The sequence below is a fragment of the Terrihabitans aquatilis genome, assembly GCF_052542005.1.
The window spans coordinates 625,734-651,031 of record NZ_JBOCUO010000003.1 but is presented as its reverse complement, the minus strand read 5'-3'; the positions used below and the strand labels follow the sequence as shown (position 1 = coordinate 651,031).

Below are 25,298 nucleotides of genomic sequence, written 5' to 3'. Positions count from 1 at the left end.
CGGGTTCATCTCAAGTGTTCAGCCCTCGATCAGGGCATCGGTTTTCTGTTCGGCACCGACGGCCGGCTTGACCTCGTACGCCTCGTCACGAGCGGCACCCGTCGGCGGAGGCGGCAACGGCATCCAATGCGACAATTCGGCCGTGCCCAGCAGATCGCCGTAATGCACCCAATTGCCCCAGCCTTCCGGGCCTTCCATGTACAGAGCAAGGGTCACGTCCTGGATGGCCACATCCCAAGCGATGATGTGAGTGCCATCCTTCGGCGCGGTCTCGATCGGCTGCCATTCCATTGCACGCCCCTTTCATATGTCGCGGGGGCTAAGTGCCTTTGGATTCATTGCCGAGAAGATAATTTAGCGCTCCTAGGCGCTTAGCCAGGGTGCCGGATCGTCCGGCACCCTTTCCAAAACCTAAAAAGGTTCGTCCGCATTCGACCAAAATGGTCGCTGGATCAGAAGCGGTAGGTGACGCCAGCCGCGATGAGCCACGGATTCAGCTCGGCCGTGCCGGAAAGCCGCGTACCTTCGAGCGTCGCCGTCCAGTCCGGCTCGAGGAACAGCTTCTTGACGTCGAGGTTCACGCCCCAATGCTCGTCGAGCATGTAATCGACACCGACCTGCAGCGCCGCGCCGAACGTGTTCTCGATGTCCATGTCGGCAAAGTCGCCGGACTCGGACTGATTGTAGAAGATCGTGTAGTTGATGCCGGCGCCGACATACGGCTTGAACTTGCCGAAATTGGTGAAGTGATATTGCAGCGTCAGCGTGGGCGGCAGGATCCACGTCTTGCCGACCTGACCGAGACCTTCGATCGAGCCTTCGGTGTAGACCTTGGCGTAGGTCGTGCCGAGGATCAGTTCTGCGGCGATGTTGTCGGTGAAGTAATAGGTGATGTCGAGTTCAGGCGTGACCGAGTTCGAGTAGGACAGGTCGGAACCGGCAATGCCATCGACGCTGCCGCCGTCCTCGGAGATCACGCCGAGCGCACGCACGCGGATCTGCCACGGGCTGCGCGCCTCGCTGGCGTAGGCCGGCGCCTGTTCCGGCGCGAAGAGATCCGCTGCGCGGCCTTCTCCAGCCAATACCATGCCGACGCCAAGCGCCAGACCACACACCGCTGCATATTTCATTGTCCCAACCCTCTTGAACGCACCGGCCTGTGAATTTCCGGTGACGGAGGAATGAAACGCCTGAAAGTGTTCGGCATTGAGCTTGATCAATTTTTCGGCCCGACCGCCCGGACAGAAGCACATTCCCCGCCTTTGTTGCGCCAGCGCAACCTTAAGGGATTTCCCTCACCGGCCGCGAAACCGCACGGCGCGGAATGGCGCGATGTCGATCGCCGGGGCGCGGCCCGCCACGAGATCGGCCACGATGTGGCCCGTGCGCGCCGCCGCCATGAGACCAAGATGGCCGTGTCCGAATGCATGGATCACATCGCGGGTGCGGGAGGACGGACCGATGACCGGCAGCGAATCCGGCATTGAGGGGCGGCGTCCCATCCAGACCGACACCCTTTCTTCCTCATACTCCTCCCGAAGGCGCGGAAAAAGTTTGCGCGCGAGAACGAGCAATTGACGCGCCCGTCGCCAATCGGGCTTGGCCTCCAGCCCGGCGAATTCGACGGTACCTGCCAGCCGCAAGCCTGAATCCATGGGCGTGGCGATGAACTTGCCGGACGCGTCGAGAATGGTGCGGCGGGGTACGATTTCGGGATCTGCGATGACCGCGTGATAGCCGCGCTCGGTGTCGAGCGGCACGGGGTCGCCCATTTCCTTCGCCAGAGCGCCCGAATACGCGCCGGCCGCGATTACCGCGGCATCAGCCGGAATGGCTCCGGCATCGGTGCGCACGGCCTGAAGCCTGCCCTCCGCGACGTCGAAGCCGAGCGCACGCGCGCGCAACAAATGGCCACCCCCTTGCAGGAAAGCCTCGGCCAGAGCCCGGACAAGCGCGCTTGGATCGGTTGTGTGGCCATTTCCACTGAAGAAGACGCCGAGCCGATATTCGCGGGCAAGCTCGGGTTCGATGTGCTGCAACGCATCGTCTTCGAGCACGTCGAAATCGATTCCGTTATCGCGACGCAAACGCCAGCCGAAGGCATCCCCTTCGAAATCCGCCCGGGACCGGTAGACGACGAGATGTCCGTCCCGCCGGATCAGATGCGCGGCGCCGGCCGCTCGCGCCAGCGGCTCATAGACGTCCAGGCAATCGTGGATCAGATCCCGCAGCGCCGCCGCCTGGGCAGAAACACGCTCGGGCGTGCCGGCGCGCAGAAAGCGGATCAGCCAGGGTGCGATCCGGGGGGCATAGGGCGCGCGGATCGCCAATGGTCCCAACGGGTCCGTCAGCCAGCCCGGCACCTTTTTCAGATTGCCCGGCAGCGACATCGGTACGATGGAGGATGGGTTCAGGCAGCCCGCATTGCCGAACGAGGCTCCGGCTGCGATCCCCTGGGCCTCGACGATGGTGACGTCATGACCATCGCGCAGAAGCCAACTCGCCGACGCGACGCCGATTGCGCCACCGCCGATCACGACCACCTTCATCGCCGGTCCTCCCGCCGCGCGTTCCTAAAGGAGCGTTGCGTGTTTGTCAGTGTCCGCCTCCGCCGGCGCCCGCCTTCGGCTTCCTGAGGATGGGTACGAAGCACACAGCCAGTCCGAACATGCAGGTCAGCAGGAAGAACGTATCCGCATAGGCCATGACAGTCGCCTGCTGACGCACCAGAAGACTCATGCGCTTGAGCGCCGCCAACTCGGCCTGATCGCCCAGCGCGGAGAGGCCGGCGGTCAGTGTCTGCAGATATTCGAGCGTGTAGGACTTCGCCCAGTTCGCGCCATCGTGCAGGCGTTGAAGGTGCAGGTCGAGGCGGCTGTTATAGGCCTGGTTGATGAGCGCCAATCCGACCGCCCCGCCTAGATTGCGGGTAAGGTTGAACAGGCCCGAGGCGTTCTTCATCATCTCCGGGGGAAGCGTGCCGAGGGCCACATTGGTGATGGGCACCATGCACAGCATCAGCCCCATGCCGCGCAGTATCTGCGGGATGAACAATTCCCAGAAATCCCAGTCTGCAGTCAGGCCGGTCGCCATCCAGGTGCCCGACCCGAAAATGAGCAGCCCCGCCGTCAGCAGAATGCGAATATCGAGCTTGCGCGACAGGATGCCCGTGACCGGCGCCATGAAGAACATGGTCAGGCCTGAGACGAACATCGTCTCGCCGATCTGGAGCGAATTGTAGCCGCGCACATGCGCCAGGTATTGCGGATAGACATAGGTCAGGCCGTAAAGGCCGATGCCGATCAGAAACGAGAATGCCGAGCCCGTCGCGAAATTGGCGTTGCGGAAGGCCGAAAGGCTGACGATCGGCTCCTTCGCGGTCAACACACGCCAGAAGAAGATGACAGCCGACGAGACGCAGATCACCGCGCAGATCGCGACGGCTTCATCGGCGAACCAATCATTGTTCGGCCCCTCCTCCAGAACATATTCGAGGCAGCCGAGAAAGCCGGCCATGGAGATCAGGCCCACCCAGTCGAAATGATCGAGCAGGGAAAAATCCGGCTCATCGAAATCGATCAGGGTCAGCGTGGTGAGTGTGACGATGATGCCCGGCACCACATTGATCAGGAACAGCCAGTGCCAGGACAGATATTCGGTCAGATAGCCGCCGATCGTCGGCCCGATCGTCGGCGCGAGAGTGGCGACAAGGCCGATCATGGGTGAGACGATGGCCTGCTTCGACTTCGGGAAAATGGTGAACGCGGCCGAGAACACGCTCGGGATCATGCCACCGCCGATAAAGCCTTGCAGCGCGCGGTAGATGATCATCTGGTCCATGCTGGTCGCCGTGGCACAAAGAAAGCTGGTCAGCGTGAAGCCAGCGGCCGCACCCGCAAAAAGCCAGCGTGTCGACAGCAATCGCGCCAAAAACCCCGAGAGCGGGATCATGATGACTTCGGCGATCAGATAGCTCGTCTGGACCCACGAGATTTCGTCGGCCGAGGCCGACAGACCGGCCTGAATTTCCGACAGCGACGCCGACACCACCTGGATGTCGAGGATCGACATGAACATGCCGAAGACCATCGCGAAGAAGGCGATGGTCCGGCGGGTCGTCACCACGGGCTCCGCCGACGCGGCTTCCGGGGCAGCTATCGTGGCGGTGGCCATGTTCAGCGCTCGGCTGTGTGAGTTGCCGGGGGCGCCGTGCGGGTATCGACGTCGACCACGACCGACAGCCCCGGCCGCAGATGGGCACGCACGGCCTCATCGGCATCAAGCGCGATACGCACCGGCACCCGCTGCACGATCTTGGTGAAATTGCCCGTCGCATTTTCCACCGGCAGCAGGCTGAAAACCGAGCCCGAAGCCGGCGCGATGCTTTCGACCCGGCCCCTGATCTCGATCTTCTCGATCGCATCCACGCTGAGGCTTACCTCCTGCCCGGGGACGATCTCGGCCAATTGCGTTTCCTTGAAATTGGCAGCGACGTAGACGGTCGAGGTGGGAACCAGAGCCATCATCCTGGTGCCGGTCGTGACATAAGAACCGACATCGATCGCGCGATTGCCGACCACTCCGTCCGCAGGCGCGTGGATCTGCGTGAACGAAAGATCGCGCTCCGCCGACGCCAGTTCCGTCCTCAGACCGTTAAGGGAGGCTTGCGCCTCCGTCAGCTGCGCTTTCGTGACGTCGACATTGGCCCTCGCCTGTGCCAGCCCGGCTTTCGCGCTTTCCAGGCTGGCCAAGGCGTTGTCGCGATTGGCGCGGGCCGTATCGAGCGCCTGACGCGAGCCAAAATCGCGCGCTGCAAGGGCCTCCGCGCGATCGAAATCAGACTGTGCACGAACGCGCGTGGCCTCGGCTGAAACGATCTGCGCCTGAGCCTGGGCAACGGCGGCCTCGGAGGCCGGAATCTGCGCGTTGATGCGGCCGATGCTGGCCTCCTGGGCCGCGATCTTGTCACGCGCTGCCTGTGCGGCCAGCTGGTAATCCCCGGCATCGATCTCCGCCAGCAGATCGCCGGCTTTCACCTGCGCATTATCCCGGACGTGGATTTTCGAGACGTAGCCGCTTGCCTTGGCGACAAGGGTCGTCACATCGGCCTGCACATAGGCGTCGTCCGTGGACACCATAAAGCGTCCCTCGGTCCAATACCCATAGCCGAAATAGCCCCCAACCCCCAGGGCCAGAACAGCCACCGCGAGAAGGATAAGTCGCGTGCGGCCGCCTTTATGCGCAGGGAGCTTTTCAGCCGGGCCGGCGTCCTGCTTCTCAGTCGATTGAGCCTCTGGAATTTGGGGTGCGTTCGGTTCGAGTTCGTTCGTTTTTGCTACCCGCGCGTCCATCGCCGAATTCCTATTATGACCGAACCGTTCGGTTCGATTGCGGTTGACGTAGTGCGCCAGGAACCTTACGTCAATATCGAACGAACGGTTCGGTCAAAGAATTGTAGGAGTCGTTAATCTAATGGCCGAAATCGCCGATCCGGCAGATGCACAGATCGAGTCCCAGAAGCGCCGCCAGATTATGGAAGGCGCAAGCCGTGTTTTTCTGTCCAGGGGGTTCAGCGGCGCAAGTATGGGAGAGATTGCCCGGATTGCGGAAGTCTCCAAAGGCACGCTCTATGTTTACTTCGAGAGCAAGGAGCAATTGTTCGAAGCCTGCGTCGAGGAGAAACGACGTGTGTTTCGTGAACAGGTTCTGGTCTTCGACCCCGCGCGCCCCTTGGAAGAAGAGCTGACCCGTTTCGGTCAAAACCTCGCCAGTTTCGTGACCACGCCTCACGTCATCATGGCGATGCGTGCGGTCATCGGCATCGCCGAGCAGATGCCGAAGCTTTCATCCGGATTTTACGTCAACGGCCCCGAACGCGGCGCCCGGGTCTTTGCTGACTATCTTGATGGCAAGGTAAAGGAGGGGGCACTCGCCATTCCCGATACTTATCTCGCTGCCTTGCAATTCATAGAACTCTGCCAGAGCAATCTGACACGTCCCTTTCTCTTCGGCCTTACGATGTCTCCGCAGGAACGGGAGACACGAATCGACCAGGCCGTCAGCGGTGCCGTTCGCCTTTTTCTTCGAGGCTATGCGCCGCTCGACACATCCGCCCTCGAAAATTGATCGCGTCACGTAGTCGCTCGGTAGGATTCCCGAGGCGACAGGCGTGGACGTTTGTGGTTAGACTAGTTCCATGGTTGAGCGCACACTCCTTCCCTCACCCGATTACGCGGCCCATTTCGATCAGGCACTGGAGCGTCTCCACAGCGAGCGACGCTACCGCGTATTCGCCGATCTCGAGCGGCAGAATGGCCGCTTCCCTCGCGCCGTCTGGCACAATCCGGCCGGGCAGCGGGAAATCGTGGTGTGGTGCTCGAACGATTATCTGGGCATGGGCCAGCATCCTGATGTGGTGAACGCCATGGCCCAGACGGCGCTGACCACGGGCGCGGGCGCGGGCGGCACGCGCAACATTTCAGGCAATCACCACCCGATCGTCGTGCTCGAAAATGAATTGGCCGATCTGCACGGCAAGGAAGCGGCCCTCGTCTTCTCGTCAGGCTTCGTAGCCAATGAGGCAGCGATTTCGACGCTCGCCAAAATCCTGCCGGACTGCCTGCTGATCTCGGACGAACTTAACCACGCTTCGATGATCGCAGGCGTGCGCAATTCCGGCGTCGAGAAGAAAATCTTCCGCCACAACGATCTGGGCCATCTCGAAGAGATCCTGAAGTCGGCCGGCCGCGGCCGCGCCAAGATCATCCTGTTCGAGAGCATCTATTCGATGGACGGCGACATCGCCCCCATCTCTGAAATCTGCGATCTTGCCGATCGTTACGGCGCTCTGACCTATCTCGACGAAGTGCACGCAGTGGGCATGTATGGCGACCACGGCGCCGGCGTCGCCGAGCGTGATGGCGTGATGCACCGCGTCGACATCATCGAGGGCACTCTGGCCAAGGGCTTCGGCGTGGTGGGCGGCTACATCGCCGCATCCGCCGCCATCGTCGATGTCGTGCGCTCCTATGCTGCGGGCTTCATCTTCACCAGCACCATGCCGCCGGCCGTGGCCGCGGCCGCCACTGCCTCCGTACGGCATCTGAAGACCTCCAGCCGCGAGCGGGACATGCAGCAGCGCCAGGCCGCCGCTACCAAGCGAGCACTTCTGGCGCGCGGCCTTCCGGTGATGCCGGGCGAGACGCACATCGTGCCCCTCCTCGTGGGTGACCCTTCCCTGGCCAAGGCCGCTTCGGATCGCCTGCTGGAACGGCATTTGATCTATGTCCAGCCCATCAATTATCCCACGGTGCCGCGCGGCACGGAACGGCTGCGCTTTACGCCCACGCCATTCCACACCGATGAGCTGATCGCCGAACTGGCCGATGCGCTGGAGGAAACCTGGGCGGCGTTGCAGCTGCGCAAGATTTCCATCGCGGCCGAGTAAAATTCCGCCTTACGGCATCTTTTGCACCGCGAGAAGGTCACGGATCTCTTCGAGAAGTTTCTGTTCGCGCGGTACGTCAGCGACGGGCGCGGGCTTCTCTTCTTCCGCCTTACGCAGACGGTTGATGCCGCGCACCGCGAGGAAGAGAATCCACGCCACGATCATGAAATTCAGCCCGATCGTGATGAACTGACCATACCCAATGGTTGCCCCGGCGGCTTTCGCCTGCGCGTAAGTGGCTGCAGGCTCGCCTGTAAGCTGGAAGAAATAGTTCGAAAAATCGAGACCGCCGGTGACAAAGCCGATGACCGGCATCACGACGTCCTGAACGAGAGACGTGACGATCTGACTGAACGCCGCTCCGATGATGACGCCGACCGCCAGATCGACGACATTGCCCTTCAGCGCGAATTTCCTGAATTCCTCAAGCATTCTGATTCCCCCTCATGGCCGGCTCAGGCAATGGTGCCTCAAAGCCGGATTCGAGAGAACCTTTCTCAGTTCGCCGCGACTTGCAGGCGACGCACCTCCGCCGGCAGGCGCTTATCGTCCTGATCGACGAAATCGCTCTCGTCGAACGGGGGGCTGCCTCGCCCGACGAACGTCTTGAAGCCGTCGGCCGTCGCGACGATGTCGCCATATTTCAGCGTGGCGTCGTGAAGCAACGGCACCATGAAAGGCTTGGCGGTCTGCGGCGCGGCGCAGGTCTGCGCGGACGCCTGAATCGCGTGAGGATCGGCAGCGGCCCGTCCTTCCAGAAGTGGCGGAGCGCTTGCGGTCTGGATTGCCGTGAAACCTGCGCCAGGTTTGAAGTCGTCGACCACGAGTTCCGCTTGCAGACCGTTGCCGGCCGCCTGGCACATAGCGCGCGCCTCCGCATGGTCACGGCTCTTGGGCACGATACCAAGCGCGAGTTCCCGACCATCGCAGATGCGCCGGCAGACGATGCGCTGAAAATCCTGATCGGTGCGCGCCACTTGACGTGCCGGCTGAGCCGGACGTTCCACCCGCCGAGGCTCCGGCTCGAAGAAGCGTTCGAAGAAACCTCGCCGTGGCGCTTCCTGCCGCTGGGGTTCCACCGACCGTTCGGCGGGCTTGCGTCCCATGTTCCGGAAGAAATCGAGTGGGGATTCAAATTCGGCATGCGCCGGCGTCACCGAGGCGCTGGCCATGACACCTGCCGCCACGATTGCGCAAAGAGCTAGGGACGAGGCAGTGCGGGCGTCGGGCATAGCGATGATCTCCTTCATCACAACGCCGACGGGCACCGAAAGTTCGTTCGAGTGCGGCGTCTGGCGAGGCGGAGCGGGCCCTGCTAAAGCATTTCCGAACGGTGATTGTGGAGTTGGCATGCTGCACGGCTGGGCTGTTATTGCCGTAGCCTTCGTCTATTTCGGCCTGTTGTTTGCTGTCGCCACCTATGGAGACCGCGCGCAACCGGCCTGGATGTCAGGCCGCGCACGTCCTTACATCTACGCCTTCTCCATCGCGGTCTTTTGCACCGCGTTCAGCTTCTTCGGCTCGGTCGGCTTCGCGGTCGGCCATGGGCTGGAGTTCTTCGCGCTCTACACCGGAATGATCCTGGCTTTCGGCCTCTGCATGCCTTTGTTCGTAAGGGTGGCGCGGATCGCCAAGGCGCAGAACATCACGTCCGTCGCCGATTTCATCGCGGCTCGTTACGGCAAGAGCCACGCTTTGGCCGTGCTGGTTTCGGTCGGTGCCCTGATCGGGCTCATTCCGTATATCGCTCTCCAATTGCGCGCGATCTCATCGGCCGTGGGCGTGATGATGGATTGGGACGGGCTGGTGCGCGCCACGAGCTTTCCCTTCTCTGACATCCCCTTGCTGGCAGCGGTTATCCTGGCCGGGTTCGCCGTGCTGTTCGGAACGCGCCGCGTCAACGCCAACGAAAGCCAGAAAGGGCTGATGCTGGCGGTAGCCATGGAATCGCTCCTCAAGCTGGTGGCATTCCTGGCGGTCGGATTTTTCGTGACATGGGTCATGTTCCACGGGCCCGACGATTTGATCGAACGCGCGGCCATGGTGAATTTTCTGGCTCCGTTCGAGCAGATGCCACGCCCGATGTACTGGCTGATCGGCATCCTGCTGGGCTTTCTCGGCGCATTCCTCCTGCCGCGCCAGTTTCACGTCACCATCGTGGAGAATGTCGGCGAGCGCGAAATGCGGAGGGCCGCATGGCTTGTGCCGCTTTACATCGTTGCCCTCAACATCTTCGTGGCGCCGCTCGCCTTGGCCGGCATGTTGATGTTCGGCGACGGATACACCTCGCCCGATATGTATGTCGTCGCGCTGCCGCTCAGCGCCGGGGCTCAAGGCATTGCCCTTCTGACCTTTATCGGGGGCCTGTCCGCCGCGACGGCCATGGTGATCGTGGAATCGGTCGCGCTCGCGATCATGCTGTCGAACAACATCGCCATCCCGCTTGCGCTTCACAGCCGTGATAGCGGCGTTCGCGATATGCGGCGCTTCCTGCTCATGGTCCGCCGCCTGACGATCCCCGGCATTCTGGCGCTAGCCTATCTCTATCATCGCACCGCCAGCCCGTTGCCGCTGTCTCACCTGGGCATGATCTCCCTCGTGGCCATTGCCCAGTTTGCGCCCGCCTTCTTCGGAGGCATGTTCTGGCGTGGAGCCAACAGCCGGGGGGCGCTCAGCGGCATTCTCGCCGGCCTTCTGGTCTGGTCCTACACGCTGCTTCTGCCCAGCCTGCGGGATTCCGGACTGATGGCCTCGCACGTGCTCGCCGACGGCCCGCTCGGCTTGGGCTGGCTCCGGCCCGAGGCGCTGTTCATGCTCGACCTCGGGGCGCTTCCCAACGGCCTGTTCTGGAGCCTTGGCGCCAACATCTTCGCTTATGTCGTGGGATCAGTGACGAGTTCCGGAACGCCCATGGAACGGCTTCAGGCGAACGCCTTCGTCGGCCTGGGCGGCGCCATGGCCCAGAGCGTGCGCACCTGGCACGCGTCGGTGAGCGTGGGCGAGTTGTACAGCGCCATTTCCCGCTATCTCGGAGAAGAGGCGACGCGGAAGGCCTTCAACACGTTCGAGGAGCAGCGCAGCACCCGGCTCTCCGCACTGGACGAGGCGGACGTTCATCTCGTCCGCTATGCCGAGCATCTCCTAACGGCCGCCATTGGCGCCTCCTCGTCACGGCTGGTCCTGTCCCTCCTGCTACGACGACGCGCCGTGACCAAGACGGCGGCGCTCAAACTGCTCGACGATGCCTCGCTCGCAATCCAGTACTCCCGCGATCTGCTGCAGACGGCTCTCGACCATGCCCATCACGGTATGGTGGTGCTCGACCGCGACCTGCGCCTCGTCTGCTGGAACAGGGAATATTCCCGCATTTTCAGCATCCCGCCCGATCTACTGAAGGTCGGCATGCCGGTCGACACAATCATTCGGTCGGTCGCCGAACGCGGCCTTTACGGGTTCGGCTCGTCCGACGAGCATCTCGCCGAGCGCTTCGAGCTCCTCTCTCACACAAGTACGCCGTACCGCACCGTCATCCACCCGGCCATGCGGGTGATCGAGACCCGGGTCGAGGCCATGCCGGATGGCGGCCTCGTGTTCACCTGCATCGACGTCACGGAGACGGTGGAGGCCGAGCGGGCTCTGGAGCAGCGGGTCAACGAACGCACCCGCGAACTGACCCATCTCAATCAGGAACTGGCGCGCGCGAAAGCGGCAGCAGACACCGCGAACTTCTCGAAGACGCGTTTTCTCGCCGCCGCCAGCCACGACATTCTGCAGCCGCTCAACGCCGCACGCCTGTACGTCTCGAGCCTTGCCGAACAGGTGCATAACCGGCCCGAGCAGCCGCTCGTTTCCAACATCGATGCAGCCCTCCAATCGGTAGAGGAAATTTTCTCCACGCTCCTCGACATTTCCCGGCTGGATGCGGGCGCGCTGAAGCCGGACATCACCACCTTCCAGGTTGGCGACGTCTTGCGTCCGCTGGAGCTGGAATTCAGGCCGCTGGCAGAGGCCAAGAACCTGCGGCTGCGCGTTATCGGCAGCCAATACTGGGTCAGTACGGACCGGCGCATGCTGCGGCGGCTATTGCAGAACCTTCTGTCGAACGCGATCAAGTACACGCAAAGCGGCAGCGTTCTTCTCGGATGCCGCCGGCGCGGCGATCGGCTGAGCATCGAGATCATGGACACCGGCCTCGGAATTGCGCCCTCGAAGCAGAAGCTCATCTTCAAGGAGTTCCAGAGGCTTGATTCCGGAGCCCGGATCGCGTCAGGCTTGGGGCTAGGCCTGTCGATCGTCGAGCGTCTGGCCCGTGTGCTCGACATTCCCCTGCGGATGACGTCGATCGTCGGAAAAGGCACGAATTTCCGCATCGACCTGCCGGTCTCCGTCGCCCCCGCCTTCATTACCATCAAGCCGCCCGCCGTCACGGCGACGTCCAGCCTCGTCCTCACCGGAACGCGCGTGCTGTGCATCGACAACGAAGTCGCCATCATCGAAGGCATGCGTATCCTCCTGACCGGATGGGGCTGTCATGTGGAAGATGCGCGTGATCTGGACCAGGCCTTGCGCGTGCTGAATGCCGCGGCCGCGCCCCCGGATGTCATCATCGCCGATTATCACCTCGATCACGGGAACGGCGTCGAGGCCGTTCGTGAGATCCGAAAGCATCTCGGCCTGAACATCCCGGCAGTGCTCGCGACGGCAGATCGCAGCTCGGCTGTTCGCGAAGCGGCGCAGCGCGACGGGCTGACCGTTCTGCACAAGCCGGTTCGGCCGGCATCGCTCCGCGCCATGCTTGCCCAATTCCGGCTGGCGCGAACCGCCGCCGCCGAATGAGGCTTATTCGCTACCGGTAAGGTCGAGCCATTGGCCCGCCTCGATGCGGGATGCCGCAATCACGGCCTGCGTGCGGCTGTCGACGTTGAGCTTCTGCAGGATCGCAGAGACGTGCGCCTTCACGGTCGCCTCGGAAACCGTGAGTTCATAGGCGATCTGCTTGTTCAGAAGGCCCCCCGAAAGCATCATCAGAACGCGCACCTGCTGGGGCGTCAGGGAAGCCAGCCGCCGCACCAGATCCGCAGTCTCGTCGTCGGCTTCGGCCGAGAGATCGAGATCCGGCGGCGTCCACGTCTCGCCATCCAGGATCGAGCTGATGGCGCCGCGCATGGTTTCCACGTCAGTGGTCTTCGGAATGAAGCCAGACGCGCCGAATTCCATGCAACGCCGCACCACCTCGGCTTCCTCGTGGGCGGATACCACCACAACGGGTATTCCCGGATGCTGCGCCCGCAGCAGCAGGAGTCCGGAGAAGCCCCTCACACCCGGCATCGCAAGGTCAAGCAGGATCAAATCGGTCTCGGGCGTGGCGTCGATCTCCGCCATGAGCGCCTCGATCGAGCCGGCTTCCTTGATATCGGCGCCCGGGAACGCACTCATAATGGCCGCGCGCAAGGCTCCCCGAAACAGGGGGTGGTCATCAGCAATGATGAAATTGTGCGCTTGCGCCATCGTGTCCGCCATAAAGGATTGTCCCACAACTCGCCCTGGACGTTCGCCTTCGCAACTACAGCTTGTTCTTCTGCTTGTCGAGTTGCTGCTGAGCGGGTGTGTTAGGGATCAAATGCTCCGGACTCAAGCTTCCAGCGCGACGGAACCCAGAAAGGTCATGGCGACGCTGCGGCGATGAGGCGCCGCACGGTGTTCGATGAGGTAGAGCGCCTGCCAGGTGCCGAGCACCATTTGTCCGTCGGAGACGGGTATTGTCACGCTGGTCGCCGTCAGCATGGTGCGGATATGGGCCGGCATGTCATCCGGCCCTTCCAGATCGTGGCGATAAGGATGGTCTTCGGGCGCAAAGCGGCGAAGGGCGTCGAGAAGATCCCGCCGCACGTCAGGGTCCGCGTTCTCCTGAATGGTCAGCGAGGCCGAGGTGTGCCGCAGGAACAGGGTGCACAGCCCATCACATGCCTGTGCCTCCGCGAGCCAGTCCTGCACAGGCCGCGTTATGTCGACGAAGCCCTCGCCCGGCGTATCGACCTCAACGCCGCCTGTTTTCACCAGAAGCGGCGCGGACGCGACCAAGCTCAGGCCCGCTCGCCCAGCAGATCGCGCACCGCATCGACCGCGCGCCGCAGCAGATCGTTGAGGAAATCGACGGCCCCCTGAACTTCCTGCTCGCTCGGCAATTTCAGGGTCACGGACTTGCCATCCTTGCTGACGCCCGTTTCGGGCTCCTTACCCGCGACTTGCGCGCGAAGCCGATCCACCTCTCCGGCCAGGCGGTCGATCTCGGCCTGCAGCGCAGCACGCTCATCGGCACTGGAACGGCAGTCCAGCGCGCCGTTCTGGTCGGTACAGGTGGAAATAGCCCCGGTCTGGCGGTCCAGGCGGATGATTTCGTTTCCGCGCCGTTCCATCTGGAAACGATCGCCGTCGGGGACATTGGCCTGGGCCAATGCCCCTGCCGGCAGGAGACCAATGGCAAGCGCAAACGCAACGACACGCATTGAAACTCTCCTCGCAATCACCTTGTTTACCAGAACGCACGAAGCCCTGAAAAGAAGCAGCATTGCGGCGCACAATGCACGGTCCGGCAAGTTTCTTCCCTCGATACTGCACTCGAACATTCGCCAGGACACCCGATGCCCGTTACCTGCGCCGCCTGCCGCGATGGAACGCCCCTGCCCTTCGATTTCACGATGGCGTTCCACCCGATCGTGAATCTCGATACGGCGCGGGTCTGGGGCTATGAAGCGCTGGTGCGCGGCCCCAACGGCGAAGGCGCGATGAGCGTTCTCTCGCAGGTGACGGACGAGGTGCTTTATAAATTCGATCAGGCCTGTCGGGTGAAAGCCATCGGGCTGGCCGGACAGCTTTTTGCCAGCGACGACGACACCCGCCTGTCGATCAATTTCCTGCCGAATGCGGTCTATGAACCCGCCGCCTGCATCCGCGCATCGCTTGCCGCAGCCCGCGAGGCGGGCTTTCCACACGCACGCATCATGTTCGAATTCACCGAGAACGAGCGGTTGGACGTCGCGCACGTGAAACGCATCGTCGATGAATATAAAAAGCTGGGCTTCATCACCGCGCTCGACGATTTCGGCGCAGGTTTTGCGGGCCTCGGCCTTCTGGCGGAATTTCAGCCCGATGTCCTGAAAATCGACATGCACCTGATCCGGAACATCGATCGCAGCGAGGCCCGGCAAGCCATCCTGCCCGGCATTGCCGGCATTGCTCGCACGCTTGACATCACCGTCATTGCCGAGGGCATCGAAACGTCCGAGGAACTCGCGCTCGTGCGTGCCGCCGGCATCTCGCTGGTTCAGGGCTACCTTCTCGCGCGTCCAACCATCGAGGCGCTGCCTGCGGTGGAATTTCCAGCCTTTCCCGCGCCACACCTATGACGATTATACGCCGCTTCAAGGTTGTATTTCGTTAACCCTTAACCCGGCGTTTACCAAACCCGCAGAAAACTGGCCTCCTCGGTCGCGAGTACGTTTCGTCGCAAGGGTTTGCTAAGCAAACCGCGCACGTCCCGCACCGAGCCAGCGGAGGCGGACATGGCGGCGAATGGCTCGCGCGGGCAAAGCACAACGAAATTCTTCGAACCGGTTCCCGGGCGGTCCACGGCAAAGGACAGCACGCGGATCCAGGACTGGCTGCGCGATCCCGAAACACCGGCTTCGGCGCGCCGCATGGATCCCCCGGCGGCCGAGCCCTCTTCGCACACCCCGGTGCTTAATCGCCTGACGGCCCAGTTCGATCGACTGCGGCATCCGGAAACCGATCCGGAGACGCCCGGTCTGACCGAGATGATGCAGCGCCGGCTGGAGGCCCGCCGCGCTCGTGAAGCTGAGATCGCCGCGCGAATTCTCGGCGACAGGGCCGAGCCGGTCGAGGATCACGTCGCCGAAACGCCGGACGATCTCAGCAAGACGCTACACGCCGCGATCGCCGATATCATCGATCGCCAGCACAGCCTGGACGAAACACACCGCGCTCACCCCGTGGTCGCCGCCCCTTCGGATTCAATAGACGCCTATTTCGGAATTGCCGAAGAGCCCGAGGCCGCCCCTCCGGCATTGCGAGTCAGCGCGCCCGTGGCCGGTTCCGGACATCTGCGCGGCTTCTTCAACCGCCTCGACAACCAATCCTCAATTGCCACCTCGCCGGTGCCTGCAAACGGCGACACGCACTCCGACGTGGTGGCGCGGATGGAAAGCGCCGTCGACCGTCTGGCCGAGCAATTCGAGCAGACGGCTCATCGCGGTTTCGAAACGCTCGAGAACTGCCATTCCGAAATCATGCGCACGATCCGTGAATCGCGCTCCATGACGATCGAAGCCGCCGAAGCCGCCGCGGCACGCAGCATCGAGACCAATCTGGAAACGCTGGGTGGCACGCTCGGTACGCGTTTCGACGACGTGGCGCATGCGCTTGCCGAATTGAAAGCCGATAACAGCGCCAGCGAACGCCGCACCTGCGACATGCTGGATGCGGTCCGCGAGACGCTTGAGATCGTGGCCGCGCGCCTGCCCGCGAAGAACGGCACGGCCCGCGAACCGGAGCTGCGGGCCGAGCGCCCGGTGCAGGCGCCGGAGCGCTCGCGCTTTATCGCCGCCGCCCGCCGCCAGGCTGGACCCGAAGTGCCATCGCCCGCAGCAAATGCCGAAATCCCGCCCGCCAAAACGGAAAAGGCGAACGCGGCTCCCGTCCTTGGAGCGGCCTCTCCCATTTCGGCTTCCAAGCCTAAAAAGGGCGCGTTGTCGCCCGCCAAGGCGTTGTTTCGCCGCCGGCTCATGTTCGGTGCGGCCGCAGCCGCCCTGCTTCTGGCATCCTATGGCGGCGCGATGATGATACTCGAGCGGACGCTGGCGCCCGCATCGGCGCCCATTGAACAAGCGCAGGAAGACCCGCTTGCTGTGGAGCCCGGCGCAGCTGACGATTTTAGCACCGTCGACGCTGGAGCACCACCGACCTACCGTCCGTCGGAGCCGGCTGAGATCGACGCCGTTCCGCCGCTGCCCGACACGGTGCCAGCTTCGCCGAGCCCGGCACCGGAAAGCCATATCGAACCGGACCTGTCCGAACCCTCGATGACCGGCTCCATCCCGAGCAACGCCGCGCTCTCGGTCGACCCGCTACCGCCGGGGATGAGCCCGCTGGAGCGTCGCCTCGCCGCGGGCGACCCGGCAGCCCTGCACGAACAGGCGCTGCGCTTCATCGAAGGACGCGGCGTTCCGCGCGATCCGTCGCAAGCCATCCCGTTGCTGCAGCAGGCGGCCGATGCCGGACTGGTGCCGGCGCAATATCTGCTTGGCAATCTCACGGAAAAGGGCACAGGCCTGCCCAAGGACATCACGGCTGCCCGCAAGCTCTACGAGCAGGCTGCCGCCAGCGGCAACATCCAGTCCATGCACAATCTCGGCGTGATGCAGGCCGAAGGCGCCTTCGGCAAGGCCGACATCACCGCTGCCGCCGACTGGTTCGCACGCGCTGCCGATCTCGGCCTCAAGGACAGCCAGTTCAATCTCGGCGTCATCAAAGCGCGTGGTCTCGGCGGCAAGCCGGATCTCGTCGCAGCCTATCAATGGTTCGCTATTGCCGCGGCTCAGGGTGATACCGACGCCGCCGCCAAGCGCGACCAGATCGGGGCCCGGCTCGGCAAGAGCGAGCTTGCCACGGCAAAGTCGCGGGTCACGCAATGGAAGGCGCTGCCCAACGTGGCAAAGGCCAACATCGTGTCGCCACCGTCAGAGGGCTGGGACCTCGCGCAGGCCGGCCGCGCCAGCACAAACGGCAGAATGCGGACAATCCGCTGAGCGACCGGTCAGTGGGTCGCCGAGGTCGAGAACAGATTGACGATCAACACGCCCGCAATGATCAGGCCCATCCCGATCATTGCGGCGGTATCGAGCTTCTGCCCGAACAGCAGCCAGCCGATGAGAGCGACAAGCACGATCCCGGCACCTGACCAGATGGCATAGGCGACGCCGACCGACATCGTCCGAAGCACAAGCGACAGGCAGTAGAAGGCTATTCCATAGCCGGCCACCACAACGAGGGATGGCATCAGCCGCGAAAATCCTTCGGACGCCTTCAGGGCCGATGTCGCGATCACTTCAGCCATGATCGCTATTCCCAGAATGAGATAGGTCATTTGCGCGCTCTCAGGGCTCTCGGCGGCAAGGCGCTGCTATCTGGCACCAACTTCTCTGCCGGCATGCGGTAAACGCTGCTCTTGCCCAGCATCCAAGCGCACAATTCACCAGGCCGGAATAGGCCTCCGAACGCTCGGTCGCGCACATTGAGGCCGCCGGCATAGACGCCGAAGGCCGGCAGGATGGCGCGTCGGCCATCGGTCGCCACGCAGCGCCGCCGTACGCTCGATCCCCGAACCCGGATCTTCGCGACCGGATGCAGATGTCCTGCAATCTCCCCATCCGCCGCGCCCACGGCGGGCTCGTGGCGCAGCGTCACGTTGCTCAGCCGCATCTCGGTCAGCCATTCCCCCTGCGCGCAGGACGGCGGCTCCGGGTCATGGTTCCCCGCGATCCACAACCAATCACGCCCCACCTGCAGGCCGCACAGAGTGGCGACATCTTCGCCCCGGATGCGCTCACCGGCCCGGCTGTCATGAAAGCTGTCTCCCAGCGCTACCACGCGTTTTGGCTGGAGGCGAGACATCAGCTTCCCCAGCATCGCCAGCGTCGCAGCCGTATCATAGGGAGGCAGAAAGCCACGTCCCCGCTGGGCGAAGGCCGACCCCTTTTCCAGATGAAGATCGGCCACGATCAGCGTGCGCTCGTCGGCATGCCACAACCCGCCTTCCGGCAAGACGTTGAATGTGGTGCCTGCAATGTCGAGTTCGTCCGTAAGCGACGTCAATGACCAGGCCCCATCGCTTCCAGCACGAGTTCTTCGGCCGCCTCCTCGATCAGAGCATCCTGCGCCTCGCCATAGATCGGCTCGCGCCCGATCTCGAGAATGCCCGGCACGGCCAACGGCGAAACTCGGTCGAGCGGCATGTGCACGATGTGACCGCGCACGCGGGCCAGCATCGCGCCGAGACGATGGATGTCGAGCAGACCGCGCGCCGCGTCGGCCCGGGCAGCGCGGAGCAATATGTGGTCCGGCTCATGCCGGCGCAGGACGTCGTAGACGAGATCGGAGGACATGGTGACCTGACGTCCGGTCTTTTTCTGACCGGGGAAATTTCGCTCGATTAAGCCGGCAATGATGGCGCAATCACGAAATGTTCTCTTCATCAGGCTGGATTCGGCAAGCCATTCTTCAAGATCGTCGCCCAGCATGTCCTGCGCGAACAGATCGCCCATAGTGAAGGAGCCGCGCGCGATTTCGGCCGCCACGTCCTTCATGCCCCACACAGTCACGGCATAGTCGGTGGCCACGAAGCCGAGCGGCCTCAGCCCGCCGCGCTCCATTCGCCGCGTCAGCAGCATGCCGAGCGTCTGGTGAGCCAGGCGGCCTTCAAAGGGGTAACACGTCAGGAAATAGCGCCCGCCGCGGGGAAAGGTCTCGATAAGAAGCTGGTCCGGCCCGGGGATGATCGAACGCTCGCGCTGGATCTCCAGCCAGTCGCGCACCTGCTCTGGAAAGACGTGCCAGCTGTCAGGGTCGGCGATCATCTTGCGGACGCGCGCCGCCACACCCGTCGTGAAGGGCATTTTCGAGCCCGCATAGGACGGCACCCGTGGGTCGGTGGCGTTCGAGCGCGAACAATAGGCGTTGTTTTCCTGCACGGCGTGGAAAGCCAGCACCTCTCCGCCGAACACGAACGTATCGCCGGGAGAGAGCGTGTTGACGAACCCTTCCTCCACCTCACCTAGCACGCGGCCGCCGCGCCCGATCGGGCCAGTCAGGCCATGACCCGCACCGCCGCGCATCAAGCGAATCTTGAGCATCTCGGCTTCGGTGATGGTGCCGACATTCATGCGGTATTGCTGAACGATCCGCGGGTTCGACACGCGCCAGCGGCCGTCCTTCGTCTGGCGAATTTTGGCGAAGCGCTCATAGCTTTTCAGGGCATATCCGCCCGTCGCCACGTAGTTCACCACGGCATCGAAATCCGCCCGCATGAGGCCGGCATAGGGCGCAGCAGAACAGATCTCGGCGTAGAGCTCGCCTGGATCGAACGGTGCGGTACAGGCCATGCCCAGCACATGCTGGGCCAGCACATCGAGCGAACCAGCCCGCACCATCTCGGCGTCCTGCTCGCCATCGAGAGCGGCCGCTCGTGTAGCCTCGCATTCCACGCGCTCGAAGCGGCTGCCCGGCACGATAATAGCCTTCGAAGGCTCGTCCATGCGGTGGTTGGCACGACCGATGCGCTGCAAGAGCCGCGAGGATCCTTTGGGCGAGCCGACATGGACGACGAGATCGATATCGCCCCAGTCGATACCGAGATCGAGCGTCGAGGTTGCCACCACCGCGCGCAGTTTCCCGGCCGCCATTGCCGCCTCCACCCGTCGCCGCTGCGCCACGTCCAATGAGCCGTGATGCAACGCAATCGGCAGATTTTCGGTGTTGAGCCGCCACAATTCCTGAAAGGCGAACTCGGCCACGAAGCGCGTGTTGACGAAGATCAGCGTCATGCGATGTCGCTTGATCTCGTCATAGATCGCCGGCAGCGCGTGCCGTGCGGCGTGGCCCGACCAGGGCAGATGCTCTTCGGTTTCGTGGATCGCGATATCCGGCGACGCGCCGCCTTCCACCACGACGAGATCGGCCAGCCCCTCCTGCACCTCGCCCTGGGCATCCGATTGCGCCAACAGCCAGCGCCGCAGATCGTCCGGATCGGCCACCGTGGCCGAAAGCCCGGTGATGGTCGCACCGGGCGCCAGCGTCCGCAGCCGCGCCAGGCCGAGGGACAGGAGATCGCCGCGCTTCGTTGGCGCCAGCGCGTGCAACTCGTCCACGATAATACGGCGCAAGGAGCCGAACAGGCTCTCCGCTTCCTTGCCCGAAATCAGCAGCGCCACCTGCTCCGGCGTGGTCAGCATGATGTCCGGCGGATCGATCTTCTGACGCTGACGCTTTGCCTGCGGCGTATCGCCGGTCCGGCTTTCCACACGGATCGGCAGGCTCATGTCCGAGACCGGCGCCTCGACATTGCGCGCCACGTCCACGGCCAGCGCCTTCAGTGGCGAGATGTAAAGCGTGTGGATGCCGCGTCTCTGATTGCGCTGCAGCGCGCCGCGTTCGGCCAGCTCCACGAGGCTCGGCAGGAAGCCCGCGAGCGTCTTGCCCGCGCCCGTGGGCGCGATCAGCAGAGTGGAGCGGCCCTCACGGGCATGGTGCAGGAGTTCGAGCTGATGGGAGCGTGGCGCCCAGCCGCGCGCGGCGAACCAGCCGGCGAAACCCGGCGGCAGGTCTATGTCATGCGCGGTGGCTGTGGCGATGGGCACGCGGCGTCAGAAGGTTCATCCCGCGCCAATGCGCGTGTCATGAAGATGGCGTCCGCGCCGTAACTCGCCAGCTTTTCTGTCAGCTCTGGCGTCATGGCGGGCAAAAATCCCTGACGCTGCCAAAACGGCGATGTCGCGTTCACGGCCACGAGGGAGGCCGATTGAAAGCCATGTCGCCGCGCGCAATTGAGGATCGTCTTTACCCCCCGCCTCGCATGTCCGCCGCCATGGGCGCGTTTCGCCAACGCCAGATCGTGCAGATAATAAGTACTCGGATCGCTTGGCAGGTTTCCCAGCTTGCGGCCCAATGGCGGCGGCGATGCCGCCCGCCAAGGATGGCTGATTGCATAGCCCAGCAGGCCGCCGCACCAATCCAGCGCGAAACATCCGGTGGGATAGAGTGCCAGCCGGTCCTCGAACACCTCGCGCTCTTCCTGATGCCGGGGATAGGCCTCTTGCTGCACCGCCATCACGCCGTTGAGGTCCGATGCGTGCAGAGGCCTCCATTCCGCGTGCTCCATGCCCTTCTCCCGCCCGCCGCGCGGACTATCTTCTCAGGTCTATGCGCCCTGAAGACCTTCTCTGCCGAACCAGCCATGGCCTGTGCTGCCGCCCCGCCGGTGTCCACATCGACCCGACACGCGCCGTCGAGAAGGCGTTGATCACCCACGGGCATTCCGACCATGCACGTGCCGGCCACGGCGCGGTCATGGCCACTCCCGAAACATTGCGCATCATGGCGCTCCGCTACGGCGCGGATTTTACGACGCATCAGCAGCCGGTGGAATACGGCGAGGTGGTCGATATCGGAGGCGGAGTGCAGGCCTCGCTCCATCCGGCCGGCCATGTGCTCGGGTCGGCGCAGATCCTGCTGGAATGGAAGGGTTACCGCGCGGTGATCTCGGGCGATTACAAGCGCGAGCGCGATCCCACTTGCGCACCGTTTCAGCCGGTGCCCTGCGACCTCTTCATCACCGAAGCAACCTTCGGCCTGCCGGTTTTTCGCCATCCGCCGGCGAGCGACGAGGTGGCGAAGCTGCTCGATTCCGTTTCGCTGTTTCCGGAACGGACCCATCTCGTCGGAGCCTATTCGCTCGGCAAGGCGCAGCGTGTGATGGCTCTGTTGCGTGAAGCGGGCTGGGAGAAACCCATCTACGTCCATGGCGCGATGGTGAAGATCACGGATTTCTACCTTTCAGAAGGCATTCCGCTGGGCGAGATTCGCCCGGTCATCGCCACCGAGCGCAAGAATATGGGCGGCGATATCGTCATCTGCCCGCCATCGGCGCTTCAGGATCTCTGGTCGCGCAAGTTTCCCGATCCGGTTGCCGCCATGGCGTCGGGCTGGATGCGGGTGCGTGCCCGCGCGCGCCAGAATGGCGCGGAACTGCCGCTCGTCATCTCCGACCATGCCGACTGGGCTGATCTCGGCCGCACCGTGCTCGATACGGGCGCCGAGGAAATCTGGGTGACCCATGGCGCGGAGGAAGCGCTGGTGCACTGGTGCGATCAGCAGGGCCTCATGGCCAAGCCCCTCCATCTCGTCGGCTATGGCGAGGAAGAGAGCGAACCGGGTGCCGGCCTCGGCGAGGGGAGCGAAGGCTGATGAACCGCTTCGCCGCTCTCCTCGACCGGCTCTCCTACGAACCGCGGCGCAATGCGAAAATCCGCCTCATCGCCGATTATTTCCGGGAGGTGCCGGATCCGGAGCGTGGCTACGCGCTGGCCGCCCTTACCGGCTCGTTGTTTTTCCGCCACGCCAAGCCGAACGTCATCCGCAGCCTGATCATAGAGCGGACCGATCCCTATCTCTTCGGCCTGTCTCGCGATTTCGTAGGTGATACCGCCGAGACGGTGGCCCTGATGTGGCCTGTCGAGCATCGTGCCAATTACGTGCCACCGCTCTCCGAAATCGTGGAGGGCCTCCATGAAGCCACGAAGGCCGATCTGCCAAACCGCATCGCTGGCTGGCTCGATGCACTCGACGAGACCGGCCGTTGGGCTTTGCTCAAGGTTATCACAGGCAGTTTGCGCATCGGCGTGTCGGCGCGCCTCGCGAAGACGGCCGTCGCCAGCCTCGGCGGCATCGAGCCTGACGAGGTCGAATTGATCTGGGCGGGCGTTCGCCTGCCTTATGAAGACCTGTTCGCCTGGGTGGAGGGTCGTGGGCCGAAGCCAGAGAACAACGATCCCGCACCATTTCGTCCGCCCATGCTGGCCACCGCCATCGAGGACACCGCTAATTGGCGCGAGGTGCTGACCCCGTCCGATTTCGCCGCCGAATGGAAATGGGACGGCATTCGCGTTCAGGCGGTAGCTGGGCGCGATGCCGAGGGCACGCTGTCGGCGCGGCTCTATTCCCGCACAGGCGAGGACGTGTCGGGCGCGTTTCCCGATCTCCTCGGCGCCATCAATTTCGAAGGCGCGATCGACGGCGAATTACTGATCCTGCGCGAGGGCCGCGTGCAGAGCTTTAACGTTCTACAGCAGAGACTTAACCGCAAGGCCATCACGCCAAAGCTCATGGCGGAATATCCGGCCCATATCCGGGCCTACGATCTCCTGGTCGATGGAAACGAGGACATTCGCGGCCTGCCCCTGACGGGGCGGCGCGAGCGGCTGGAGGCCCTGATCGAACGCATCGACAATCCGGTGATCGATCTGTCGCCGCAGGTGCCCTTTTCCGACTGGGAGGAACTGGCCGCCAAGCGTGCCGATCCGGCTGCCGGTGGTGCGCATGTGGATGCCGATGCCGTCGAAGGGCTGATCCTGAAGCGCACCGACAGCGCCTATGTGCCGGGCCGGCCGAAAGGCCCCTGGTTCAAGTGGAAGCGGGACCCGTTCAACGTCGACGCGGTGTTGATGTACGCCCAGCGCGGCTCCGGCAAACGCTCAAGCTTCTATTCCGACTACACGTTCGGCGTCTGGCGGAACGTGGATGGCGAGGAGGAATTGGTGCCCGTGGGCAAGGCCTATTCCGGCATGACCGACGAGGAATTGGCCCGCATCGACCGCTTCGTCCGCAAGAGCACCATCAACCGTTTCGGCCCGGTGCGGGAGGTCACCCACGATCCGGATCAGGGATTGGTGCTCGAAGTGGCGTTCGAGGGGCTGAACCGCTCCACCCGCCATCGCTCCGGCGTCGCCATGCGGTTTCCCCGCATCGCCCGCATCCGCTGGGACAAGCCGCCCCGCGAAGCCGACCGGCTCGAACATCTCGAGGCGCTGCTGCGCAACGTGCCGGATTAGCTCAGGCCGCCGCGTTCGATATCTCGGAGGCGAGGATGACGCGATTGCGGCCCCGATTCTTGGCCCTGTAAAGCGCCTCGTCCGCGCGCATCAGAAGCTCGCCGGCCTCCTCCGAATTCGCCGCGCCCGCCGCGACGCCGACACTGATCGTGGCCCCGACCGCCTCGCCGTCGACCTCCTCGGCCATCTCCTCGAAGGTGGCGCGCAGGCGCTCGGCAATCTGGATCGCATCCGCTTCCGAGACATTGGGCAGCAGGCAGACGAATTCCTCGCCGCCGATCCGGAACAGCCGGTCGCTGCGGCGCAGCGTCTGCTCCGCAGCGCGCACGGCCAGAAGAATGACGCCATCACCGAAGGCATGGCCGAAGCGGTCGTTCACCGATTTGAACCGGTCGATGTCGAACAGAAGGACTGCAAGACTGCTCGGCGTCTCGCCGCTTCGCCACAAGCCCTCAGCCGCTTCGAAGGCGCGGCGATTGTAGGTGCCCGTCAGAGGATCCATCATCGCCAGGTGGTAATTGTGCTGCGAGACCCGCTCGCGCATCATGGCGATGATGAAGGCCCCCACCAGCATCGCCTGCGTCACCGCCGCGAAGTTGAAGGTCACGACGGCCCACGCCTCCGTCGGAAGCGCTCCGAGCGGCTGGGGAAGAACGGCCGTGAACGGCACGCGCAGGATGGCCATCACCGCGTAAATCACGAAAACGCTGAACAGCACCGGCCGGGACGGCAACGTCTCATGGCGCCGCAGCCACAATTCCCGCGCCGCCATGCCGTTGTAGAAGGCGATCAAGGCCGCCCGCGCGGAGGCATTGAGCGCCAGCATGTCGATCGGCGCGAACACCAACGTATCCAACAGCAGCCAGGCCAGCGGCGGAAGAAGGATGAGCTTCAGCCGGATGCGGCGCCCATACATGGCGCGCACGGCCTGCCAGCCGGAGGCGTAGGCGAACAGGATGAAGCAGGTGCCGAGCCGCACCCGCAAGGGGTCCGGGAAGAACCCGTAGGACAACAGGCAAAGCCCGCCGAGAAAGCCCATGAGGAAGGGCATTCCGAACCAAAGATGCCGGACATTGCGGCCTTCCCGGATCCAGAAAAACAGGAACAGGCCACCGATCACGGCAAACACCGCGACACTGCAACCGATCAGGGTCGGGACATGGATCATTATG

22 protein-coding genes are annotated in these 25,298 nt (G+C 63.6%); 7 read left to right on the top strand and 15 right to left on the bottom strand.

Going from position 1 to position 25,298, the window contains the following annotated elements:
- Positions 1-18 precede the first annotated feature (18 nt).
- From ACQ6S1_RS14020 to ACQ6S1_RS14000, 5 genes are all read right to left on the bottom strand, one after another.
- The gene (locus tag ACQ6S1_RS14020) at positions 19-291 is read right to left on the bottom strand and encodes a DUF551 domain-containing protein (RefSeq protein ID WP_445041826.1); all 273 of its coding nucleotides are present in this window, start codon (positions 289-291) and stop codon (positions 19-21) included.
- 161 nt (positions 292-452) lie between these two features.
- Complete coding sequence (locus tag ACQ6S1_RS14015; RefSeq protein WP_445041825.1) at positions 453-1,130, bottom strand: OmpW/AlkL family protein; 678 nt, start codon at positions 1,128-1,130, stop codon at positions 453-455.
- A 165-nt stretch (positions 1,131-1,295) separates the two neighbouring features.
- Complete coding sequence (locus ACQ6S1_RS14010) at positions 1,296-2,549, bottom strand: NAD(P)/FAD-dependent oxidoreductase (protein ID WP_445041824.1); 1,254 nt, start codon at positions 2,547-2,549, stop codon at positions 1,296-1,298.
- A 46-nt stretch (positions 2,550-2,595) separates the two neighbouring features.
- Positions 2,596-4,173, bottom strand: coding sequence for a DHA2 family efflux MFS transporter permease subunit (locus ACQ6S1_RS14005; RefSeq protein ID WP_445041823.1), 1,578 nt, complete (start codon positions 4,171-4,173; stop codon positions 2,596-2,598).
- Positions 4,174-4,175: 2 nt separating this feature from the next.
- Entirely contained in the window at positions 4,176-5,351 is a 1,176-nt protein-coding gene (locus tag ACQ6S1_RS14000; RefSeq protein WP_445041822.1) for an HlyD family secretion protein, read from the bottom strand.
- A 121-nt stretch (positions 5,352-5,472) separates the two neighbouring features.
- Here ACQ6S1_RS14000 and ACQ6S1_RS13995 point away from each other — a divergent pair, with 121 nt between their 5' ends.
- Together ACQ6S1_RS13995 and hemA are read left to right on the top strand one after the other, a co-directional pair.
- Positions 5,473-6,126: a TetR/AcrR family transcriptional regulator gene (locus tag ACQ6S1_RS13995; protein ID WP_445041821.1), complete on the top strand. Its 654-nt coding sequence runs from the start codon at positions 5,473-5,475 to the stop codon at positions 6,124-6,126.
- 70 nt (positions 6,127-6,196) lie between these two features.
- Positions 6,197-7,447 carry a 5-aminolevulinate synthase gene (gene hemA, locus ACQ6S1_RS13990; RefSeq protein WP_445041820.1) on the top strand — a complete coding sequence of 417 codons (1,251 nt, stop codon included), beginning with the start codon at positions 6,197-6,199 and terminating at the stop codon, positions 7,445-7,447.
- Positions 7,448-7,456: 9 nt separating this feature from the next.
- On the opposite strand, the gene mscL is transcribed toward hemA, so the two are convergent.
- Both mscL and ACQ6S1_RS13980 read right to left on the bottom strand, forming a co-directional pair.
- Entirely contained in the window at positions 7,457-7,879 is a 423-nt protein-coding gene (gene mscL, locus ACQ6S1_RS13985) for a large conductance mechanosensitive channel protein MscL (RefSeq protein ID WP_445041819.1), read from the bottom strand.
- A gap of 65 nt (positions 7,880-7,944) precedes the next feature.
- A complete protein-coding gene (locus tag ACQ6S1_RS13980; protein ID WP_445041818.1) occupies positions 7,945-8,679 on the bottom strand; it encodes a hypothetical protein in 735 nt (244 codons plus the stop codon).
- A gap of 118 nt (positions 8,680-8,797) precedes the next feature.
- Between ACQ6S1_RS13980 and ACQ6S1_RS13975 the strand changes: the two genes are divergently transcribed.
- Positions 8,798-12,283: a hybrid sensor histidine kinase/response regulator gene (locus ACQ6S1_RS13975; RefSeq protein WP_445041817.1), complete on the top strand. Its 3,486-nt coding sequence runs from the start codon at positions 8,798-8,800 to the stop codon at positions 12,281-12,283.
- 3 nt (positions 12,284-12,286) lie between these two features.
- On the opposite strand, the gene ACQ6S1_RS13970 is transcribed toward ACQ6S1_RS13975, so the two are convergent.
- The 3 genes from ACQ6S1_RS13970 to ACQ6S1_RS13960 all read right to left on the bottom strand — a co-directional run bounded on the left by ACQ6S1_RS13970 (position 12,287) and on the right by ACQ6S1_RS13960 (position 13,953).
- A complete protein-coding gene (locus ACQ6S1_RS13970) occupies positions 12,287-12,967 on the bottom strand; it encodes a response regulator transcription factor (RefSeq protein WP_445041816.1) in 681 nt (226 codons plus the stop codon).
- 111 nt (positions 12,968-13,078) lie between these two features.
- Positions 13,079-13,528: a secondary thiamine-phosphate synthase enzyme YjbQ gene (locus tag ACQ6S1_RS13965; protein WP_445041815.1), complete on the bottom strand. Its 450-nt coding sequence runs from the start codon at positions 13,526-13,528 to the stop codon at positions 13,079-13,081.
- Between the two features lie 2 nt (positions 13,529-13,530).
- Complete coding sequence (locus ACQ6S1_RS13960; RefSeq protein WP_445041814.1) at positions 13,531-13,953, bottom strand: hypothetical protein; 423 nt, start codon at positions 13,951-13,953, stop codon at positions 13,531-13,533.
- Between the two features lie 135 nt (positions 13,954-14,088).
- Here ACQ6S1_RS13960 and ACQ6S1_RS13955 point away from each other — a divergent pair, with 135 nt between their 5' ends.
- Positions 14,089-14,853: an EAL domain-containing protein gene (locus ACQ6S1_RS13955; protein WP_445041813.1), complete on the top strand. Its 765-nt coding sequence runs from the start codon at positions 14,089-14,091 to the stop codon at positions 14,851-14,853.
- A gap of 156 nt (positions 14,854-15,009) precedes the next feature.
- On the top strand, positions 15,010-17,271 hold the full coding sequence (locus ACQ6S1_RS13950) for a tetratricopeptide repeat protein (protein ID WP_445041812.1): 2,262 nt from the start codon (positions 15,010-15,012) through the stop codon (positions 17,269-17,271).
- Between the two features lie 8 nt (positions 17,272-17,279).
- Here ACQ6S1_RS13950 and ACQ6S1_RS13945 read toward each other — a convergent pair whose 3' ends face one another.
- Genes ACQ6S1_RS13945 through ACQ6S1_RS13930 form a run of 4 tightly spaced genes read right to left on the bottom strand, consistent with a single transcriptional unit; the run spans position 17,280 to position 21,398 of the window.
- Positions 17,280-17,609, bottom strand: coding sequence for a DMT family transporter (locus ACQ6S1_RS13945; protein ID WP_445041811.1), 330 nt, complete (start codon positions 17,607-17,609; stop codon positions 17,280-17,282).
- Positions 17,606-18,337: a ligase-associated DNA damage response endonuclease PdeM gene (pdeM, locus tag ACQ6S1_RS13940; RefSeq protein ID WP_445041810.1), complete on the bottom strand. Its 732-nt coding sequence runs from the start codon at positions 18,335-18,337 to the stop codon at positions 17,606-17,608. Before pdeM ends, ACQ6S1_RS13945 begins: the two co-directional genes overlap by 4 nt.
- The gene (locus tag ACQ6S1_RS13935) at positions 18,334-20,877 is read right to left on the bottom strand and encodes a ligase-associated DNA damage response DEXH box helicase (RefSeq protein WP_445041809.1); all 2,544 of its coding nucleotides are present in this window, start codon (positions 20,875-20,877) and stop codon (positions 18,334-18,336) included. The genes pdeM and ACQ6S1_RS13935 overlap by 4 nt, the downstream gene beginning before the upstream one ends.
- Positions 20,844-21,398: a GNAT family N-acetyltransferase gene (locus ACQ6S1_RS13930; protein WP_445041808.1), complete on the bottom strand. Its 555-nt coding sequence runs from the start codon at positions 21,396-21,398 to the stop codon at positions 20,844-20,846. Before ACQ6S1_RS13930 ends, ACQ6S1_RS13935 begins: the two co-directional genes overlap by 34 nt.
- Before the next feature lie 41 nt (positions 21,399-21,439).
- Between ACQ6S1_RS13930 and ACQ6S1_RS13925 the strand changes: the two genes are divergently transcribed.
- Positions 21,440-22,483, top strand: coding sequence for a ligase-associated DNA damage response exonuclease (locus tag ACQ6S1_RS13925; RefSeq protein ID WP_445041807.1), 1,044 nt, complete (start codon positions 21,440-21,442; stop codon positions 22,481-22,483).
- The gene (locus tag ACQ6S1_RS13920; RefSeq protein WP_445041806.1) at positions 22,483-24,126 is read left to right on the top strand and encodes a cisplatin damage response ATP-dependent DNA ligase; all 1,644 of its coding nucleotides are present in this window, start codon (positions 22,483-22,485) and stop codon (positions 24,124-24,126) included. The genes ACQ6S1_RS13925 and ACQ6S1_RS13920 overlap by 1 nt, the downstream gene beginning before the upstream one ends.
- A gap of 1 nt (position 24,127) precedes the next feature.
- On the opposite strand, the gene ACQ6S1_RS13915 is transcribed toward ACQ6S1_RS13920, so the two are convergent.
- Positions 24,128-25,294 carry a GGDEF domain-containing protein gene (locus ACQ6S1_RS13915; RefSeq protein ID WP_445041805.1) on the bottom strand — a complete coding sequence of 389 codons (1,167 nt, stop codon included), beginning with the start codon at positions 25,292-25,294 and terminating at the stop codon, positions 24,128-24,130.
- Between the last annotated feature and the right edge of the window lie 4 nt (positions 25,295-25,298).

Bases quoted from the DNA above. Each gene is read 5' to 3' on its own strand.
- ACQ6S1_RS14015 (WP_445041825.1), bottom strand. From the start codon at position 1,130: ATGAAATATGCAGCGGTGTGTGGTCTGGCGCTTGGCGTCGGCATGGTA.
- ACQ6S1_RS14020 (WP_445041826.1), bottom strand. From the start codon at position 291: ATGGAATGGCAGCCGATCGAGACCGCGCCGAAGGATGGCACTCACATC.
- ACQ6S1_RS14000 (WP_445041822.1), bottom strand. From the start codon at position 5,351: ATGGACGCGCGGGTAGCAAAAACGAACGAACTCGAACCGAACGCACCC.
- ACQ6S1_RS13930 (WP_445041808.1), bottom strand. From the start codon at position 21,398: ATGGAGCACGCGGAATGGAGGCCTCTGCACGCATCGGACCTCAACGGC.
- mscL (WP_445041819.1), bottom strand. From the start codon at position 7,879: ATGCTTGAGGAATTCAGGAAATTCGCGCTGAAGGGCAATGTCGTCGAT.
- ACQ6S1_RS14005 (WP_445041823.1), bottom strand. From the start codon at position 4,173: ATGGCCACCGCCACGATAGCTGCCCCGGAAGCCGCGTCGGCGGAGCCC.
- ACQ6S1_RS13960 (WP_445041814.1), bottom strand. From the start codon at position 13,953: ATGCGTGTCGTTGCGTTTGCGCTTGCCATTGGTCTCCTGCCGGCAGGG.
- ACQ6S1_RS14010 (WP_445041824.1), bottom strand. From the start codon at position 2,549: ATGAAGGTGGTCGTGATCGGCGGTGGCGCAATCGGCGTCGCGTCGGCG.
- hemA (WP_445041820.1), top strand. From the start codon at position 6,197: ATGGTTGAGCGCACACTCCTTCCCTCACCCGATTACGCGGCCCATTTC.
- ACQ6S1_RS13950 (WP_445041812.1), top strand. From the start codon at position 15,010: ATGGCGGCGAATGGCTCGCGCGGGCAAAGCACAACGAAATTCTTCGAA.
- ACQ6S1_RS13975 (WP_445041817.1), top strand. From the start codon at position 8,798: ATGCTGCACGGCTGGGCTGTTATTGCCGTAGCCTTCGTCTATTTCGGC.
- ACQ6S1_RS13970 (WP_445041816.1), bottom strand. From the start codon at position 12,967: ATGGCGGACACGATGGCGCAAGCGCACAATTTCATCATTGCTGATGAC.
- ACQ6S1_RS13945 (WP_445041811.1), bottom strand. From the start codon at position 17,609: ATGACCTATCTCATTCTGGGAATAGCGATCATGGCTGAAGTGATCGCG.
- ACQ6S1_RS13915 (WP_445041805.1), bottom strand. From the start codon at position 25,294: ATGATCCATGTCCCGACCCTGATCGGTTGCAGTGTCGCGGTGTTTGCC.
- ACQ6S1_RS13925 (WP_445041807.1), top strand. From the start codon at position 21,440: ATGCGCCCTGAAGACCTTCTCTGCCGAACCAGCCATGGCCTGTGCTGC.
- ACQ6S1_RS13980 (WP_445041818.1), bottom strand. From the start codon at position 8,679: ATGCCCGACGCCCGCACTGCCTCGTCCCTAGCTCTTTGCGCAATCGTG.
- ACQ6S1_RS13955 (WP_445041813.1), top strand. From the start codon at position 14,089: ATGCCCGTTACCTGCGCCGCCTGCCGCGATGGAACGCCCCTGCCCTTC.
- ACQ6S1_RS13920 (WP_445041806.1), top strand. From the start codon at position 22,483: ATGAACCGCTTCGCCGCTCTCCTCGACCGGCTCTCCTACGAACCGCGG.
- ACQ6S1_RS13995 (WP_445041821.1), top strand. From the start codon at position 5,473: ATGGCCGAAATCGCCGATCCGGCAGATGCACAGATCGAGTCCCAGAAG.